The sequence below is a fragment of the Flavobacterium sp. Sr18 genome (assembly GCF_011064265.1).
In the GTDB taxonomy this organism is placed as follows: Bacteria; Bacteroidota; Bacteroidia; order Flavobacteriales; family Flavobacteriaceae; genus Flavobacterium; species Flavobacterium petrolei.
In genome coordinates this window covers 1590173-1606800 of the sequence record NZ_CP049329.1, presented here as the reverse complement: position 1 = coordinate 1606800, position 16628 = coordinate 1590173, and the positions used below count along the sequence as shown (strand labels likewise).

Annotated in this window: 17 protein-coding genes; 4 read left to right on the top strand and 13 right to left on the bottom strand. The window is 34.0% G+C overall.

The genetic code is table 11. From position 1 onward, the window contains the following. Nucleotides 1-22 precede the first annotated feature (22 nt). Complete coding sequence (gene tsaB / locus G7A72_RS07175; RefSeq protein WP_165151972.1) at nt 23-691, top strand: tRNA (adenosine(37)-N6)-threonylcarbamoyltransferase complex dimerization subunit type 1 TsaB; 669 nt, start codon at nt 23-25, stop codon at nt 689-691. Between the two features lie 20 nt (nt 692-711). On the opposite strand, the gene G7A72_RS07170 is transcribed toward tsaB, so the two are convergent. The 5 genes from G7A72_RS07170 to G7A72_RS07150 all read right to left on the bottom strand — a co-directional run bounded on the left by G7A72_RS07170 (nt 712) and on the right by G7A72_RS07150 (nt 5683). Continuing rightward, nucleotides 712-1557, bottom strand: a complete 846-nt coding sequence (locus G7A72_RS07170) for a mechanosensitive ion channel family protein (protein ID WP_165151971.1) — start codon at nt 1555-1557, stop codon at nt 712-714. An 80-nt stretch (nt 1558-1637) separates the two neighbouring features. Next, nucleotides 1638-2255 (bottom strand): hypothetical protein, encoded by a 618-nt coding sequence (locus tag G7A72_RS07165; RefSeq protein ID WP_206531539.1) that lies wholly within the window; start codon nt 2253-2255, stop codon nt 1638-1640. Nucleotides 2256-2304: 49 nt separating this feature from the next. Beyond that, on the bottom strand, nt 2305-4323 hold the full coding sequence (locus G7A72_RS07160; protein WP_165151970.1) for a thioredoxin domain-containing protein: 2019 nt from the start codon (nt 4321-4323) through the stop codon (nt 2305-2307). A gap of 148 nt (nt 4324-4471) precedes the next feature. Then, the gene (locus G7A72_RS07155; protein WP_113665049.1) at nt 4472-4672 is read right to left on the bottom strand and encodes a dodecin family protein; all 201 of its coding nucleotides are present in this window, start codon (nt 4670-4672) and stop codon (nt 4472-4474) included. Nucleotides 4673-4783: 111 nt separating this feature from the next. Continuing rightward, nucleotides 4784-5683, bottom strand: a complete 900-nt coding sequence (locus tag G7A72_RS07150; protein ID WP_113665050.1) for a NifU family protein — start codon at nt 5681-5683, stop codon at nt 4784-4786. Nucleotides 5684-5850: 167 nt separating this feature from the next. Between G7A72_RS07150 and G7A72_RS07145 the strand changes: the two genes are divergently transcribed. After that, the gene (locus G7A72_RS07145; RefSeq protein ID WP_165151969.1) at nt 5851-6849 is read left to right on the top strand and encodes a type IX secretion system membrane protein PorP/SprF; all 999 of its coding nucleotides are present in this window, start codon (nt 5851-5853) and stop codon (nt 6847-6849) included. Between the two features lie 11 nt (nt 6850-6860). Beyond that, on the top strand, nt 6861-7379 hold the full coding sequence (locus tag G7A72_RS07140; RefSeq protein WP_165151968.1) for a gamma carbonic anhydrase family protein: 519 nt from the start codon (nt 6861-6863) through the stop codon (nt 7377-7379). Between the two features lie 10 nt (nt 7380-7389). Here G7A72_RS07140 and murI read toward each other — a convergent pair whose 3' ends face one another. The 8 genes from murI to G7A72_RS07100 all read right to left on the bottom strand — a co-directional run bounded on the left by murI (nt 7390) and on the right by G7A72_RS07100 (nt 15727). Beyond that, nucleotides 7390-8169, bottom strand: a complete 780-nt coding sequence (gene murI / locus G7A72_RS07135) for a glutamate racemase (protein ID WP_165151967.1) — start codon at nt 8167-8169, stop codon at nt 7390-7392. 112 nt (nt 8170-8281) lie between these two features. Beyond that, nucleotides 8282-8782: an OmpH family outer membrane protein gene (locus G7A72_RS07130; RefSeq protein WP_113665061.1), complete on the bottom strand. Its 501-nt coding sequence runs from the start codon at nt 8780-8782 to the stop codon at nt 8282-8284. A gap of 21 nt (nt 8783-8803) precedes the next feature. Beyond that, nucleotides 8804-9814: an OmpH family outer membrane protein gene (locus G7A72_RS07125; RefSeq protein WP_165151966.1), complete on the bottom strand. Its 1011-nt coding sequence runs from the start codon at nt 9812-9814 to the stop codon at nt 8804-8806. Between the two features lie 35 nt (nt 9815-9849). Then, on the bottom strand, nt 9850-12579 hold the full coding sequence (bamA, locus tag G7A72_RS07120; protein WP_165151965.1) for an outer membrane protein assembly factor BamA: 2730 nt from the start codon (nt 12577-12579) through the stop codon (nt 9850-9852). Further along, a complete protein-coding gene (locus G7A72_RS07115) occupies nt 12512-13252 on the bottom strand; it encodes an isoprenyl transferase (protein WP_113665479.1) in 741 nt (246 codons plus the stop codon). Before G7A72_RS07115 ends, bamA begins: the two co-directional genes overlap by 68 nt. 4 nt (nt 13253-13256) lie before the next feature. Next, nucleotides 13257-13931, bottom strand: coding sequence for a DUF6089 family protein (locus G7A72_RS07110; RefSeq protein WP_165151964.1), 675 nt, complete (start codon nt 13929-13931; stop codon nt 13257-13259). 168 nt (nt 13932-14099) lie between these two features. Further along, the gene (locus G7A72_RS07105; protein WP_113665065.1) at nt 14100-14984 is read right to left on the bottom strand and encodes an NAD kinase; all 885 of its coding nucleotides are present in this window, start codon (nt 14982-14984) and stop codon (nt 14100-14102) included. Nucleotides 14985-15067: 83 nt separating this feature from the next. Then, a complete protein-coding gene (locus G7A72_RS07100) occupies nt 15068-15727 on the bottom strand; it encodes a CBS domain-containing protein (RefSeq protein ID WP_113665066.1) in 660 nt (219 codons plus the stop codon). Between the two features lie 113 nt (nt 15728-15840). Between G7A72_RS07100 and G7A72_RS07095 the strand changes: the two genes are divergently transcribed. Further along, a complete protein-coding gene (locus G7A72_RS07095) occupies nt 15841-16554 on the top strand; it encodes a pyridoxine 5'-phosphate synthase (protein WP_165151963.1) in 714 nt (237 codons plus the stop codon). The last annotated feature ends 74 nt before the right edge of the window (nt 16555-16628 follow it).

The following is a 16628-nucleotide window of genomic DNA, read 5'->3' as shown; positions in this document are numbered from 1 at the left end:
TAATTTAAAATAAATTCTGAAATTGAGCTATATACTAAACATTGAGACGGCGACCAAGAATTGTTCTGTCGCTCTTGCAAAAGATGGAAAAACAATTCTTTGCAAGGAAATTGCAGAAGAAGGATATTCACATGCGGAACGACTTCATGTTTTTATTGAAGCAATAATAAAAGATGCCGGAATTGCTCTTCAAGATTTATCTGCTATCGCAGTAAGTCAAGGTCCTGGCTCGTACACGGGATTGCGAATTGGCGTTTCTGCAGCAAAGGGATTGTGTTATGCATTAGATATCCCTTTGATTGCGGTGGATACTTTACAAGCTTTGGCGGCACAAGTAACTATTTCGAGCGGATTGATAATCCCTATGATTGATGCGCGAAGAATGGAAGTGTACAGTGCCATTTTTAGTCCGACTTTAGAAAAAAAGCGAGAAGTGCTTGCCCAGATTATCGATGACAATTCATTTGAAGATAGACAGGAAACACTTTATTTTGTAGGTGACTGCGCCGACAAATGCAAGCCGGCTTTAACAAAGGAAAACCATGTTTTTTTGGAGGAGATTATATATCCATCTGCCAAAGAAATGAGTGCTATAAGTTTTGAAAAATTCAAAATAAACGACACAGTTGATGTCGCTTATTTTGAACCGTACTATCTGAAAGATTTTATGATCACCGCTCCAAAGAAATAGAGCATTCCTGAATGTATTGATTATTCCAGCTGTTCAGTTGGGTTATTTTTTTTAGAAGATTCTTTGACAAATGGCTGAATGACAATTCCTGCCTCATCAAAAGCTTGTTTGCAATTTTGTAGTGTATCAGCATAAACACCCCAGAAATCCTCATTTTTTGCCCATGGTCTTACAGCTATTTGTATAGCACTATCAGTAAGGTTTTTTACAGAAACTTCGGCAGCTGGTGTTTCTAATATTTTTGGATTATTCTTTAAAACAGCAGTAATAATGTCTTTCGCTTCTTTAATATTTGTGTCGTAAGAGATGGCAACAGTCAAATCAGCTCTTCTGATTTTTTCCAATGAATAATTGATGATGTTTCCGTTAGATAGGGAGCCATTTGGTATAAAAATAGTTTGATTGTTGGCTGTAACTAATTTGGTTACAAATATTTGTATTTCACTCACAGTTCCTATTACACCTTGTGCTTCGATAGTATCACTCATCCGAAAAGGTTTAAAAAGGATAATTAACATTCCGCCTGCAAAATTAGATAATGAACCTTGCAGTGATAAACCTACTGCGAGTCCCATTGCACCAAGAATGGCCACAAATGACGATGTTTCAATCCCAAGTTTGGAAATAAAGGAAACAAACAAAATTATTCTCAAAACCCAAAGTAAAATATCAGCCAGAAAACGGGTCAGTGTAGGATCTAGATTTCGTTTTACCATTATTCGTCGGATAAACCTGTTGATAAGCCTGATGATATAAAGACCTGCAAAAAGAATTATGAATGCAGAAATTAATTTTGGAGAATAGTCAATTAACACTTTGATAAAAGTATTGGCGTAATCAGTAATTTGCTCTGGATTTAAATTCATTTTTTTTAAATAAAAAACCTTCTCAAAGGAGAAGGTTAAGTTTGAAGCACAAAAATACGAATAAATTATTTTTCTATAAATTAATCTGCGTCTTCTTCTATTTTATTTGTAGTTTCTTTAGCAATTTTTTTCGCTTCTTCTTCGCCGTCTTCTGCAAATGAGCTTACTTTTTCAGAAACATTTTCAACAACATCGGTAGTTTTTGTTTTAGCTTCATTGACTAAATCTTCTACTTTTTCAGCTGTCGTTTCTGATTTTTCTATTACGGTTTCTACTGTGTCTGAAACGGCAGTTTTGGCTTCGCTGGCTAAGTCTTCTCCTTTTTCAACTGTTGTATTCGATTTTTCTTTGACACTTTCAATTGTGTTTTCTAAAACATTTGTTGCTTTTTCGGAATATTCACCAGCAGTTTCTTTAGCATGGTCTGCAAAATTTTCTACTTTTTCGATTATTGGTGCAGCCGTTTCTTTTATTTTATCAAAAGTATCTTCGGCAAAAATCTCTGCTTTTTCAAGATAAGGTGCTGCGGTTTCTTTTGCTTTTTCAAATGTTTCTTCTGCGAAATTCTCTGCCTTTTCAAGATAAGGTGCTGCAGTTTCTTTTGCTTCTTCGAAAGTTGTTTCTGCTTTGTCCGCTAATTCACTAGCTGTTTCTTTGGCTGAGCCAAATAATTTTTTAAAAAATGAAGATAGTCCCATGGTATTTTTATTTGATTAGTCCTACAATAATAGTCAATTTTTTTTAAGATTACTTCATTAAATCATTAATAATTTGTTGGTAATCAGTATTTGGGATGAGGCAAGTTTTGTTTTGACAGAGATAAAACAGTGTTTCCAGGTTTGAATAACGAGAATCTAAAAATGGAAGTGTTGATTTATTCTGTGATCCAGCGATAACAACATTAGGAATATAAAGACTGTTTATTTTTGTACAATACTCCAAAGCTCGTTCGCCACAAACGGCTAATTCTTTATTTTGTTCCGAGTAATTTAATGCTAAATCCATCCAATTTGAGAAAGCAGATGGATAATCAATTCCAGGTAGTATAACCAGCAACATTTGATGGCTGACTTGTTCATAATAGGAATTATTATAGTAGATGCTCATTTGCAATAGGTTTTTTGCCATCACTGAATTTGAAGCTGGAATCACATTGTCTTCGGTTTCGTAATGTGTTGTAATTAACGCTTCGTCTAGATTTGACGTAAAAGCAAACAAGGATTTTTTATTGTCATAAAAATGGTCCAGACTATAGTCCATAAGTAGTTTCGCATCGTGAAGCCATTTTTCATTCAAAGTTGCTTCATAAAGGGAAATGAATGCTGCAATCACGAAACAATAATCTTCCAGATACCCATTGATGCTGCTTTTTCCGTTTTTATAATTGTGGAATAAATTCCTTTCACTAGACCAGAGATTTTTGATTATAAAATGGGCATTTTGTAGTGCGATATCTAAATATTTTTGGTTTCCCAAAGCCTTGTACGCATCAACATATCCTTTCAACATTATTGCATTCCAAGAAGTCAGACATTTGTCATCGAGTCTTGGTTTTTGTCGTTTTTCTCTTTCGCTATAAAGCAATTTTTCCCAAAATATTTTTTTACTTTGAAGTGCTGAAACGGGAATCTTATTATGTTCCGCAATACTTTCTAAAGTTTGGTTTTGAATTAAAACGTAGTTTTCGTCTTCCCACAATCCAAAAGTATTGCAATTGAATACTTGACTGAATAAATCAAAATCTTCTTTTAGGATTGCCTTTAATTCTGGAATTTTCCAGACATAAAAGGCGCCTTCCTGAAGTTGATTATCGGAGTTTAAACTATCTGCATCCAGTGCTGAATAAAAGCCGCCTTCCGGATTCATTAATTCTTTCTCGATAAAACGAAGTGTTTTTTCGATCACTTCTTTATACGACAGGTTTTTGGTTAATTTATAAGCATCACTGTATAAAGAAACTAATTGGCCGTTATCATGCAACATTTTTTCGAAATGAGGAATATGCCACTTCATATCTACAGAATAACGCGAAAAACCACCGTCAACAGTGTCAAAAAGCCCGCCATACGCCATTTTTGATAACGTTAGATTCACGAAGTCCAGCAAATCGGTATCTTTCGTTTGATAGCCATACCGCAACAGAAATTGGTAATTATTAGGCATCATAAATTTTGGTGCTCTGGCTATTCCGCCAAATTCCGAGTCGAAACTTTTTTTCCATTTTTCGACTAAGGGTTTCAGTCTGTTTTGGTTTACTTCCGTTTCTGTGTTATCGTTTTGAATTAATCCAATTTCTTGAATTCCCTGATGTAATTTTTCGGCATAATCAATCATCTTTTCAGGGGCAGATTGATAGAGTTCCTGTAATTGGTTCAGAGATTCTATCCATTCTTCTTTTTTAAAATAGGTTCCGCCCCAAACGGGCCTTCCATCAGGAAGCGTCACTATGTTCAGAGGCCATCCGCCGCGACCGGTAATGATTTGAATAGCTTTCATGTAAACAGCATCAACATCTGGGCGTTCTTCCCGATCGACTTTTATGGGTATAAAATGTGCATTCATTACCTGAGCGACTTCTTGATTTTCAAAACTTTCGTGTTCCATTACATGACACCAATGACAAGCGGAATAACCAATACTTATGATGATAAGTTTATTGTTTTCCTTAGCTGTTGCCAATGATTTTGGATTCCAAGCTTTCCAGTGTACAGGATTACCGGCGTGTTGCAATAAGTATGGGCTGGTTTCTAAATGTAGTTCGTTCATAGGGTCGTTTTTAGCCCCGGTAGTAGAGGAAATCCTTTCTGGTCCTGAGCTTTTTCAGGGCAGGAAAGATTGCAACGGATGACGGGAAATAGCTTCTAAAAAAAAAGCGTCTCGAATGAAACGCTTTGATTTGTTTTTGTTAAGTTCTTTATTCGAGTTCGAAAGTCAATTTGAGATTTACTCGAAATTCCGCAATGGCACCATCACTTACTGTTGCACTTTGTTCATGAACATAGACAGAACGGATGTGTTTTACGGATTTTGACGCTTTAGCAACTCCTTTTCGAGCTGCATCTTCCCAACTAATTTCTGAGCTGGAAAGTATTTCAATTACTTTTAATATTGACATGATTTCTATTTGTTAAGTGAAACATAAATTTACCAATTTTTTTAAATAGAACATTCAAAAACGATAAATATTTAACGTAACATAAAGGTTTTCAAGTAAATAGTATTTATTTTATGCGTTTATTGCTTCAACTTTGATGCTTTCGTCATTAAGCATACTTTTCAACATGTTTTCGATACCGCTTTTTAATGTAAAAGTAGAAGAAGGGCAACCACTGCAGGCACCTTGCAAAATTACTTTTACGGTTTTGTCATTTTCGTTGTAAGAGTCAAAGGCGATATTTCCGCCATCGGCTTGTACGGCAGGCTTTACATATTCTTCTAAAATATTGATGATTTGTTGCGAAGTTACATCCAGATTATCAAATTCTTTTGCCTTAACTGTTTCTTCTGCGGTAACTGCAGCAACATAATTTTCATCTAAAACGGTTCCTCCGTTTTCAATATATTGTTTGATGAAACTTCTTAGTTCTAAAGTGATTTCTTGCCAATCATTGATTTCATATTTGGTTACAGAAATGTAGTTTTCATCAATGAAAATTTCTTTTACGTAAGGAAATTTGAAAAGTTCTTTGGCTAAAGGTGAAGCAGCTGTTTGATCAATGTTTTTGAACTCTATCGCATTTTTAGTTAGCATTTTACTTACTACAAATTTTAATGCTGAAGGGTTTGGAGTAGTTTCACCATAAACTGTGACAGGCTGTTTCTTCGTTTTATTTTCATCTATAGTGATGATTGTTCCACCATCGTTGACAAATTTTTCCATTTGTTCTGCAACAGCATCTTTGACATCGTCCCATTCTACGATACTGTATTTTTCGATTGCGATAAAATTCCCGGATATATAAACTGTTTTTACAAACGGTAAATAAAACAATTGTTGTGCTAATGGAGACGTTTTTGCTTCGTCGATATTTTTAAATTCAAAACTTTCATTTTGAGTGATGAAATCTTGAAATTCAAACTTTAATATCGTTGGGTTTTGTGTTTCTTTTGTAGTAACTTTATTCATGATTTTTGAATTTTTTACAAATTTACTAAAGTTATTTTCTATGAATAACTATATTTGATTTTTTAATGAATAAATTAACTTTAGTTTAGTTTTTAAAGTGTGGAAATCATTATCTTAAATATCTTAATGTTAATTTGGAATTATTCATTTTGCTTAAAAATATTTCAATGTATCATAAAATTAAAATTCTAGTGGCACTCTTATTTACAACACATTATTCTTTTGCTCAAGAAGGAATCCCTGTGTATTCGGATTATTTATCAGACAATTATTATCTGATACATCCGTCTATGGCTGGCGCTGCAAATTGTGCTAAATTGAGGTTAACCGGTCGTAAGCAATGGTTCGATCAAAACGATGCTCCTGAATTGCAAACATTAAGTTTTAATGGAAGAGTAGGGGAAAAAGCAGGAGCTGGAATTATACTTTTTAATGATAAAAACGGTTACCATTCCCAAAAAGGAGTCAAATTTACGTATGCGTATCATCTTATGTTTTCCAGAGATGAAATTGATTTAAATCAATTATCTTTTGGTATGAGTGCTGGTTTGATTCAAAGTCAATTGGACGAAACGGAATTTAGACAATCTGGTGATTTTGATCCAATTATTGATGGAACTGTTGTGCAAAAGGATTCTTACTTTAATGTAGATATTGGTGCTTCGTATAATTTTCTAGATTTTTATGCGCATGCAACCGTGAAAAATGTCATAGAGACCAGAAGAGATATTTATACAGAATATGAAAGTGATAATTTGAGGAAATATTTATTGAGTGCTGGTTACATTTTTGGCAATAGAGACAAAATATTGTGGGAGCCTTCTGTTTTATTTCAAATGGTTGAAAAAACAAATGAAAAAGCAATTGACATTAATTTGAAAGCCTACAAAAATCTAGATTTTGGAAGAGTCTGGGGCGGTTTGTCTTACCGAAGAAGTTTTGATGGTGCTGAATACATTGATGGAAATACAATTTCCAAGCAAAAACTACAATACATCACACCTATTGTCGGTGTAAATTTTGATAAGTTTATGTTTGCTTATACCTATTCTCAGTTGTCCGGAGCCGTAAAGTTTGATAATGGAGGCTATCACCAAATCACTTTAGGAATCGATTTGTTTTGTAAACCTGTAAAATACGATTGTAATTGTCCGGCAATTAATTAACTCATATCATCATGCTAATAAAATCTGTTAACGGCAAATCGCCTTCAATTCCTGAGGATTGTTATGTTGCCGAAAATGCCACTATTGTAGGCGATGTCTCTTTTGGTGCAAATTGTAGTGTTTGGTTTAACGCAGTAATTCGTGGCGATGTCAATTTCATCAAAATAGGTGATAAAGTAAATATCCAAGATGGAGCTGTTATTCATTGTACCTACAAAAAACACCCAACTATTATAGGAAATAATGTTTCTATTGGGCATAATGCCATTGTACATGGATGTGTTGTTCACGATAATGTACTAATAGGAATGGGAGCAATTGTGATGGATAATTGTGTCATCGAAAGTAATTCGATTGTGGCTGCCGGAGCTGTAATAACTCAAAATACAGTGGTAACATCAGGCTCAATTTGGGCGGGAGTTCCTGCCAAAAAGGTAAAAGATATCAATCAATCTGACTTTGCCGGTGAAATTGAACGCATTTCTAATAATTATGTAATGTATTCGAGTTGGTTTAAGGAAGGGGAGTAGCTGTATTCTTTTAGAATTCTTTCTGTAAAACTGTATATTTATATTCTAAAATTTCACTTAAAACTTTGGGATTTGTATTGGTATAAAAAATAGTCTGCTTCTCCTCAAGGGAAGCGAATCCTACTTTTTCCCGAAGTATATGTTGCGTTTGCTTAGCTACAGCTTCACCCGAATCAATAATATGAATGTGTTCCGGCAGTATTTTTTTTATCTGCGGAATCAAATAGGGATAGTGGCTGCAACCTAAAACTAAATAATCAATATTAGCTTTTATCATAGGTTCTAGATAGGAGTGAAGCAATTTAGTCATTTCTGGCGAATTGATTTCTCCATTTTCAATTAGCTGAACTAATCCGTGACCTACCTGTTCTATTATTTTAGTGTCTTGGTACTTTTCAGTAGTTTTATTAAAAAGTTCACTATTCAGCGTTCCTTGTGTCGCTAAGATTCCTATAATCTGCGTTTTCGAATGTGTGACTGCTGGTTTTATAGCCGGTTCTATTCCTATAAACGGAACGTTATATTTTGCTCTTAATTCCTGAATTGCATTCGTGGTTGCGGTATTACAGGCTACTACTATTAATTTACAATCCATTTCAAGCAAGAAATCGGTATTTTTCATGCTCAGTGCGACAATTTCTTTTTTAGATTTTTGTCCGTAAGGTGCATTTTTACTATCTGCAAGATATATCGTTTTTTCATTTGGCAACAATTGATGAATCGCTGACCAAATGGAAGTTCCGCCAATACCTGAGTCAAAGATTCCTATAGGTTGATTATTGCTATTCATAAAAACAAAGTTACATGCTACGATTTAAATTTCCTATGATTTGTTTTAAACAAAAAAAACTGCTCAATCCCTTCTTAGGGTGAGCAGTTTTTAGTACGATTAATGATTTTTTTTAGAAACCTAAATCTTTCTTAACATCCATAGTCAAGTTTGGACCATCAGCTAATAAAAGAGAAGAACCATCAAGAACATATTGGAATCCTTTTGCTTTTCCTACTTTTTGGATAGAAGCTCTTACTTTTTCCATTAATGGTTTTACGATATCAGATTCTTTTTGTTGTAATTCTTTTTGAGCATTGTCTCTGAAATCAACAATTCTTTTTTGCATATCCTGCACTTCTTTAGAACGATCTCCGTTTATAGCTTCAGTAACAGTTGCAGCTTCAGCTTCGTATTTTTTTAATTTTGCTTGGTATTCTTCAACCATCTTTTTGTAATCAGCATCATAAGTAGTACTCAATTTATCTAATTGTTTTTGAGCTTCTAACATTGCTGGCATTTTTGTCATAATTTCACTTACATCAACATGAGCTGTTTTTGCTTGTGCATTCATTGTTTGATTTGCTCCTAACATTAAAATTGCAGCAATTAGTAGAGTTTTGATTTGTTTCATCGTTTTTAAAATATTAAGTAATTAATTATTGTTTGTTTTTTCTTTTAACTTTTCTTCTTTCGCTTTCCTAGCCGCTTCTCTTTCATCCAGAATTTTTTTTCTTCTTTCTTCTAAAATCTTTTTGCGGTCTTCCAACACTTTTTTACGGTCTTCTAATGTTTTGGCTCTTGCTTCAGCTTGATTTTGTTTCACATCATCTGCAATTGCTGCAGCCTCATTATTTTTAGTTAAACTTGTTGGTGCATCTTCTTTTTTAACATTTGCAGAAACCGTGCCATTTTTTTTAGCTTCTCTGTCAGCTTGAATTTGTTTTCTTTTGTCGTCAAATTCTTTTTTCTTTTGCTCTTGAAGTAATTTTCGGTCTTCTAGAACCTTCTCTCTTGCTGCCTTTTTATCATCTAATAGTTTTTGGCGTTCAGCCAAAGCCGGATTATCATCTAATGCATCTTCTTTACTTTCTCTTTCTTCCGCTTCTTTTTGCTGTTTTTTGGTCAGTTGCTCTCTTTTTTCGGTACGGTTTAAAACACGTAAAACCTGATCGCTAATGTCAAATCTTTTGGCTGCAAAAAGCATTGTCAAGTCGGAAGTTTTATCAAATATGAAATCATATTTTAATCGTTCTGCAATATCTTGAACTGCTGTAAAAACTTGGTCTTGAATTGGTTTTACCAAAACAGATTTTTGAATGATTAAATCTCCGTTAGCACCAAAACGTTTCTGTTGGTAATCTAAATTTTCATTTTCAAGGAAACTGATTTCGGTTTCTCTTTCGTCTATCAATTCTTTAGTGAGCAACGCTTTTTCTGCTTTTAAAGCTTCCTTTAATTTATTGATTTCAATTTTTTTAGCATCAATTTCAGATTTCCATTTTTGAGCTTTTTGCTCCAATTGAATTTTTGCTTCAGTGTAGTCAGGAACATTTTGTAAAATGTATTCCATATCAATGTAGCCCAGCTTATTTCCTTTGGTTTGCGCATTAATTGTTTGCATGGCAATTAAAGCTAAAAACACATATAAAAATTGTTTTCCCATAACTATACTATATTAGAAAATCATAAACCAATTTTTTAGAATTGTTGCCCAATGATAAAGTGGGTTTCCCATCCATTAGCTTTCGCTTGTCCCGGTAATGCGTCAAATCCATGTCCAAAATCGATTCCTAATAAACCAAATGCTGGCATAAATACACGCAGACCAACTCCGGCAGAGCGACTTAATGCAAATGGATTATAGCTTTTGAAATCACTAAATGATGATCCTGCTTCCATAAAAGCCAAGGCGTATATTGAAGCTGATGCTTTCAATGTAATTGGATAACGCAATTCCATTGAGAATTTATTAAATACTGTAGCTCCAATTTGTTCTCCAGCACTATTAACAGGTGTCAACGAGTTATTAGGATATCCTCTTAACTGGATCGTCTCTCTACCATCCATCGAAAAGTTAGCTAATCCATCACCACCAAGGTAGAAACGTTCAAAAGGAACGGCTCCTCTTTCTTGATTGTATGAGCCTAAGAAACCAAATTCAGCTAATGCTCTAAGTACTAGTTTACCATAAATTTTGGTATACGTGTCAGCTTTGAATTTAACTTTATAATATTCTAACCAATTAAATCGCTTTTGATCGACTTTACTTACGTCAGCTGCCGCTAATGAAAAATTAGAAACCTTATTACCATTCGTGTCTATGTAATCTCCTATGTTTACAATGTTTCCATTGGCATCCGGAACATTTTGTCGGTCCACGGTGTTTTTTAATTTATATTCCTCTTGGTCTCCTAACGTGCCATAATCTACACCATTAAGTAAAGAGTAAGGTGGAGTTAACTTTGCTGAAAGACTGAATTCAGAACCATAAGTAGGGAATATTGGATTCAATCCTTTGCTGTTTCTTGTAAGTCCTATAGTATATGCTAAGTTTCTGGAAGTTCCGTTTCCAAATGTAAACAGACCTGTATTATAATTGTTTAAGGCATAATGCTGATAACTGATCGATTGTGATAATACAAAGAAATCATCTGGAACAGTAAGTCTTTTTGCCAGACCAACAGATAACGTCAAGATGTCAAAACTTTTTGTTTTATCTGCACGCTGAGTAATAAAGTTGTTTAAAAACTGCTTACTGTATGAAATAGAAGAGCTAAATGATACTGGTTTTTTTCCTCCAAACCATGGTTCTGAAAACGATACGCTATAGGTTTGGAAAAAAGTACTAGCTTGTAAACGCAAGGATACTTTTTGACCATCTCCCATCGGCAGTGGTTTGTAAGCATCTTTATTTAACATGTTTCTAGCTGAGAAGTTGTTAAAAGAAAGCCCAAGCGTACCAATGAAACCACCACCGCCATAACCTCCTTGAAGTTCAATTTGACTGGAACCTTTCTCTACAAGATTGTATTCAATGTCAACAGTTCCGGCTCCTGAATCTACATTTTTAAATTTAGGATCGATTGCTTCTGGATCAAAGAATCCTAGTTGACCAATCTCACGAATGGTTCTTACTAATTCTTCTTTACTATATTTCTCTCCCGGTTTTGTTCTTAATTCACGGTAGATTACTCGGTCATTTGTTTTGTCATTTCCTACAACTGTAATTTTGTTGAAGTAAGCAATTGGACCTTCTGTAATTCGTATTTCAAAATCTATGGTGTCATTTGCAGTTTTAACCTCAACAGCATTTACATTAGAAAATAAATAACCGTTATTTTGGTATAAATTGGTAATGTCTTCTGCATCTGGTTTAGACTTATCGGCAATTCTTTTTTCAAGAAGAACACCATTATAGGTATCTCCTTTTTTAACGCCTAAAATTCTACTTAAACCCTGATCGGTATAAACGGTATTTCCTAAAAACTTAATGTCTCCAAAATAATATTTATTTCCTTCTTCAACATTAATTTTGATGTTTAACGCATTTTTATTCTTATCATACGTTACAGAATCCGAAAGTATTCGTGCATCTCTGTATCCTTTTTCTTTATAAGTTGCAATAACTTTCTCTAAATCAGTTTTGTATTTATCTTTTATAAATTTAGAAGCTTTTAAAAGTCGAATAGGATTTTTTTGTTTCGTTTCTTTCATTGCTTTACGCAACGTCTTGTCGGATAATTTTGTATTTCCAGCAAAATCAATACTCTGAATTTTTACTTTATCGCCTTTGTCAATAGCAACAAGCATATTGACCTGGTTTACCGTTGCAGTGTCTTTAACGGTATTGATGTTTACTTTTGTGTTGTAGTATCCGTCTTTTTTGTATTTGTTTTCGATGTAGTTTTTAGTAGTCGTAATCAAGTTTTCATTAACTACTTTTCCTTTGTTCAACGAATTATCTTTGATTAAACCTTCCGTTTTTGTTTTCTTAACACCTACAAATTTCACCTCGTTTAATTTAGGTAATTCGATAATGTTTAAGTCAAGATAAATACTATCATTCTGTATTTTATTTATATAAAAAGAGATTTCATCAAAGAGACCTAATTTACCTAATTTTTTTATAGCAGCACTAATTTCCTCGCCTGGAACAGTTATTTCTTGACCTTTTTGCAAACCAGAAAAAGTGACAACGGTTTGCGAATTAAAACTGATATCTCCCACTACGGCTACATCGGCAAGAATGTATTTTTTACCTTGATCAAAAGGAACTCTTTCTTGAGCTTTAACTTGTGTAAAACTTCCGAAAATCAAAACGGTAACGACTATTTTTATGCTTTTATTTAACACTAAAAAATTATTTAATTTGTTCACTTGTTTTTCCAAATCTACGTTCTCTTTTTTGATAACTAATGATAGCCTCATATAAATCTTGTTCTTTAAAGTCTGGCCACAATATGTCAGTAAAATACAATTCTGAATAGGCGATTTGCCACAACAAAAAGTTACTTATCCTATGTTCTCCACTTGTTCGTATTAGTAAATCTACGTCAGGTAAATTTTGCGTGTAAAGATGCTCATTAATAATGGAATCGTCAATACTGTCTATTGAAATTATATTATTTTTAACTTTACTGCAAATGTTTTTTACCGCACTGACAAGTTCCTCTCTAGAGCCGTAGCTTAACGCCAAAGTTAGCGTCATTTGTGTGTTGTCTTTAGTCTTGTCAATTACATCAAGAAGCTCTTTTTGTGCGGATTTTGGTAGTTTTTCCAAATTACCAATAGCATTAAGCTTGATGTTGTTTTTTTGTAAGGTGGTAAGTTCCTTTTTCAAGGAGTTGATGAGTACCTTCATTAAGGTCTCGACCTCTAGTTTTGGTCTGTTCCAATTTTCAGTGGAGAAAGCGTAAAGCGTAAGGAATTCAATGCCTAATTTAGCACTGGATTCTATGATAACCTTCACTGATTTTGTTCCGCTTTCATGTCCCAAAGCCCGTAAAAGTCCTTGCTGCTTTGCCCAACGTCCGTTGCCATCCATTATTATGGCTAAGTGTTTGGGTAATCTTGTCGCGTCGATATGCTGTAGTAAATTCATTTTTTTATTCTCCGCAATAACAGGGTTTTTCTCCAAAAGTATACGTTAAGGTAACTCCTGAAAAAACATACCAATCATTATTATTTATATTTCCAAATTGTTGATTAAAACTTCCGTCTATATTATCTGTCAAAGTATATCTGGCTCCCGTTTCTACTGCTAAAACGAAACTTCGTGTTATGTTTGACTTGATTCCTATACCCATAGGTATTGCTATTGATTTTTTTCTTTCTGTTCTACCTTGTACGGATACATCTGCTTTAGTATTTGTTAAGGTATATTTACTTGAAAAATAATTTACACCAGAAAAAACATAGGGAGTTATTTGAGTACTCAATTTATGAAGATTAAAATCGAAAAAGTTGAATTCAAGACCTAAAGATACTTCTTTTAAGTTATTTTCAAAACGATACCCTCTTTGGTTTCTACTAGCTTCTTCTGAATCTAAATCATTCGATGTAATGTCAGATTGAATATAGGAAAATCGATAAGCGTGTCGGGGACTTTTATTCCATTTGTACAACAATCCAAAAGCAGGCTCGTTTGGCGCAATATAAGTTGTCGGACCTATATCACCAATGTAGTTGCTCCCGCCTAGAAAAACTCCGACCTCATGGATTTGGGCTTGGGCCATCATCAAAGGGAAAAAACAGAAAAATAAGTAATAGATCTTGTTCATTAAATCAAAAATTGCGTGCAAATATAATAATTATCAATTCGATACAATACCCATTCTGTTAAATGTGTGTTTTTTTAGGAATTAGAGCTATAACTAACACTAAATAAGTATTTGTTTCATTAAAACGGGAAAAATCGATAAAATCGTATAACGCTTGAGTAAAATGATTTAATTCCGTTTGTCTTCTCCCCAAAGTAATTTACTTCGAAGTGTTTTTAAAAAGGTTTCTTCGGGAATTTCAACCATATTAATTTGAAATGGGGTTTTCTTTAAAGTCAGTATGGATTCATTTTTTACCGAAGTGACTCTGGAATCTAAGGAAACCAAGTAATTTTCCTCTCGTCCCGAAACTTTCAATCTGATTTCAGTTTCATCCGGAACTACCAGTGGTCTGGCGGTGAGATTGTGGGGTGCAATAGGGGTAATAACTAAGCTTTTTACATCCGGTGTCAAAATTGGGCCTCCACAACTTAAGGAATATCCCGTAGATCCAGTTGGTGTAGAAATAATTAAACCGTCAGCCCAATAGGAATTCAAAAATTCATCATTCAAATAGGTATCAATCGTAATCATCGATGTGGTATCTTTTCGGCTAACCGTAATTTCATTCATCGCAAAATTGATTTCGTCAATCGATTCATTGGGTGGTGAACAGGTTAAGCTTAGTAATGCTCTTTTGGAAATTGTATATTTTTTGTCAATCACAAATTGCATAAATTCAGCAATGTTCTCTTTTTGAACGGTTGCCAGAAAACCAAGTCTTCCTGCATTTATACCTAATATAGGAATGCCGGAATCTCTAACTAATGTTGCTGCTCTTAATATTGTTCCGTCTCCGCCAATGCTGATTAGCATGTCAAAACTGGAGTCGAGTTCCGTATGGGAAGTGAAAGTTTTGTATTTATTTTCGACAATCTTCCTTTCATTAAGCATCAACAAAAAATGAGACTCGATAATCATCTCCACATTGTTTTTGTTAAAAAAAACAAAGATGTCATTTATAATAGGTTCTGTGCTGTTTTGATAATATTGACCGTAGATCGCTACTTTCATCTTTTTTTAATCGTTAATTTGATTATTGGGTTGTTTGAGATGGTGGTTGCAATAACCGAATCATCAAATCTCCGAATAAGCGGTTATATGTTCAGGTATTTGTCTAAATAATCAGACCGTTCCTTTAAGTTGTTAATATAATTGTCTTCTTGATGTTCTGATATGATTTCATAACCGTATCTTCTAAAAGTTTGGATTATTTCGTTCATTGCTCCCAAAGTTATTTTCATAGTCACTTCCACACTATCCACATCGGCTTCTGAAATGAATAAACCCAAAAGCTTGCCGTTATTGCTTTCTACAATTTGAGTAATCTGACTCATCGAATAATCTAAAATTGGTTTTCTGACAATAATAATTCCGCCTGGTTCTTTTAAAAAGGGTGTTTCATGAAAAAATTTCATGATATCTTCTATTTCATAATACCCTACGTACGTATTGTTTTCGTCCAAAACGGGAACTAAATTTGTATGGTTTTTTGCGAAAACTTCTAAAACATCCAGCCAAATCGTATTCGTTCTGGCAAAAAATCCCTCAAGCGTAAAGCGGTAATCGGCTACTTCTTTGTCACTGTCGAAGGTTTCAATATCTTCCGATGCAATACTGCCAATATAAACGCCCTCTTCTACAATTGGAAAATGGGAAAAGTGTAAGTCGCTAAAAAAGTCTTGAACGGCCGCAATAGAATCATGGCTGTCAATCGCTTTAAAATCATTGGTAATATATTCTGTAATTTCTGTCATAAATCAATCGGCAATATTTCATGCAAAATAATCAAAAATAAGCAAAATCTCCTAAGTTTTACTTTGTATTTTTGTCCTGACAAATACAAGTATCAAAATCAAAAAGTGTTCTAATGACAAAATTAAGTGTAAACATCAATAAAATAGCTACTTTGCGAAACGCTCGTGGCGGTAATGTTCCCGATTTATTAAAAGTGGCTGCCGACATTCAAAAGTTTGGAGCCGAAGGAATAACCATACATCCGCGTCCGGACGAGCGCCACATTCGCTATCAAGATGCCCGCGATTTAAAGCCTGTGGTTTACACCGAATATAATATTGAAGGAAATCCAGAGAAAACATTTATCGATCTTATCTTGGAAATAAAACCGACACAGGTGACTCTAGTACCAGATGCGATTGATGCCATAACCTCTAATGCAGGTTGGGATACTATAAAACACGCGTCTTATTTAACTGAAATCGTTCAGGAATTTCAACGCAACGGAATCAGAACTTCCATTTTTGTAGATCCAGTTCTGGAAATGATTGAAGGTGCAAAGAAAATTGGAACAGAAAGAATCGAATTGTATACCGAAGCATTTGCTCATCAATACAGTTTAGGAAATCAAAAGGGAATTTTGCCGTACACTGAATCGGCAATTTTGGCTAATGAACTTGGACTAGGAATCAATGCAGGTCATGATTTGAGTTTGGATAACATTCAGTTTTTCAAACAAAACATTCCAGGATTATTGGAAGTTTCTATTGGTCATGCTTTAATTTCCGAAGCTATCTATCTTGGATTGGATAATGTGGTAAATATGTATTTGCAAAAATTAAAATAGTTTTTTAAACCATTAAGAAATTAAGATAGATTAAGTGTAAAGCTTAATAACCTTAATTTCTTGATGGTTTGTAA

Bases quoted from the DNA above. Each gene is read 5' to 3' on its own strand.
- G7A72_RS07170 (WP_165151971.1), bottom strand. From the start codon at position 1,557: ATGAATTTAAATCCAGAGCAAATTACTGATTACGCCAATACTTTTATC.
- G7A72_RS07165 (WP_206531539.1), bottom strand. From the start codon at position 2,255: ATGGGACTATCTTCATTTTTTAAAAAATTATTTGGCTCAGCCAAAGAA.
- G7A72_RS07160 (WP_165151970.1), bottom strand. From the start codon at position 4,323: ATGAACGAACTACATTTAGAAACCAGCCCATACTTATTGCAACACGCC.
- G7A72_RS07155 (WP_113665049.1), bottom strand. From the start codon at position 4,672: ATGTCAATATTAAAAGTAATTGAAATACTTTCCAGCTCAGAAATTAGT.
- G7A72_RS07150 (WP_113665050.1), bottom strand. From the start codon at position 5,683: ATGAATAAAGTTACTACAAAAGAAACACAAAACCCAACGATATTAAAG.
- G7A72_RS07145 (WP_165151969.1), top strand. From the start codon at position 5,851: ATGTATCATAAAATTAAAATTCTAGTGGCACTCTTATTTACAACACAT.
- G7A72_RS07140 (WP_165151968.1), top strand. From the start codon at position 6,861: ATGCTAATAAAATCTGTTAACGGCAAATCGCCTTCAATTCCTGAGGAT.
- murI (WP_165151967.1), bottom strand. From the start codon at position 8,169: ATGAATAGCAATAATCAACCTATAGGAATCTTTGACTCAGGTATTGGC.
- G7A72_RS07130 (WP_113665061.1), bottom strand. From the start codon at position 8,782: ATGAAACAAATCAAAACTCTACTAATTGCTGCAATTTTAATGTTAGGA.
- G7A72_RS07125 (WP_165151966.1), bottom strand. From the start codon at position 9,814: ATGGGAAAACAATTTTTATATGTGTTTTTAGCTTTAATTGCCATGCAA.
- bamA (WP_165151965.1), bottom strand. From the start codon at position 12,579: ATGAGGCTATCATTAGTTATCAAAAAAGAGAACGTAGATTTGGAAAAA.
- G7A72_RS07115 (WP_113665479.1), bottom strand. From the start codon at position 13,252: ATGAATTTACTACAGCATATCGACGCGACAAGATTACCCAAACACTTA.
- G7A72_RS07110 (WP_165151964.1), bottom strand. From the start codon at position 13,931: ATGAACAAGATCTATTACTTATTTTTCTGTTTTTTCCCTTTGATGATG.
- G7A72_RS07105 (WP_113665065.1), bottom strand. From the start codon at position 14,984: ATGAAAGTAGCGATCTACGGTCAATATTATCAAAACAGCACAGAACCT.
- G7A72_RS07100 (WP_113665066.1), bottom strand. From the start codon at position 15,727: ATGACAGAAATTACAGAATATATTACCAATGATTTTAAAGCGATTGAC.
- G7A72_RS07095 (WP_165151963.1), top strand. From the start codon at position 15,841: ATGACAAAATTAAGTGTAAACATCAATAAAATAGCTACTTTGCGAAAC.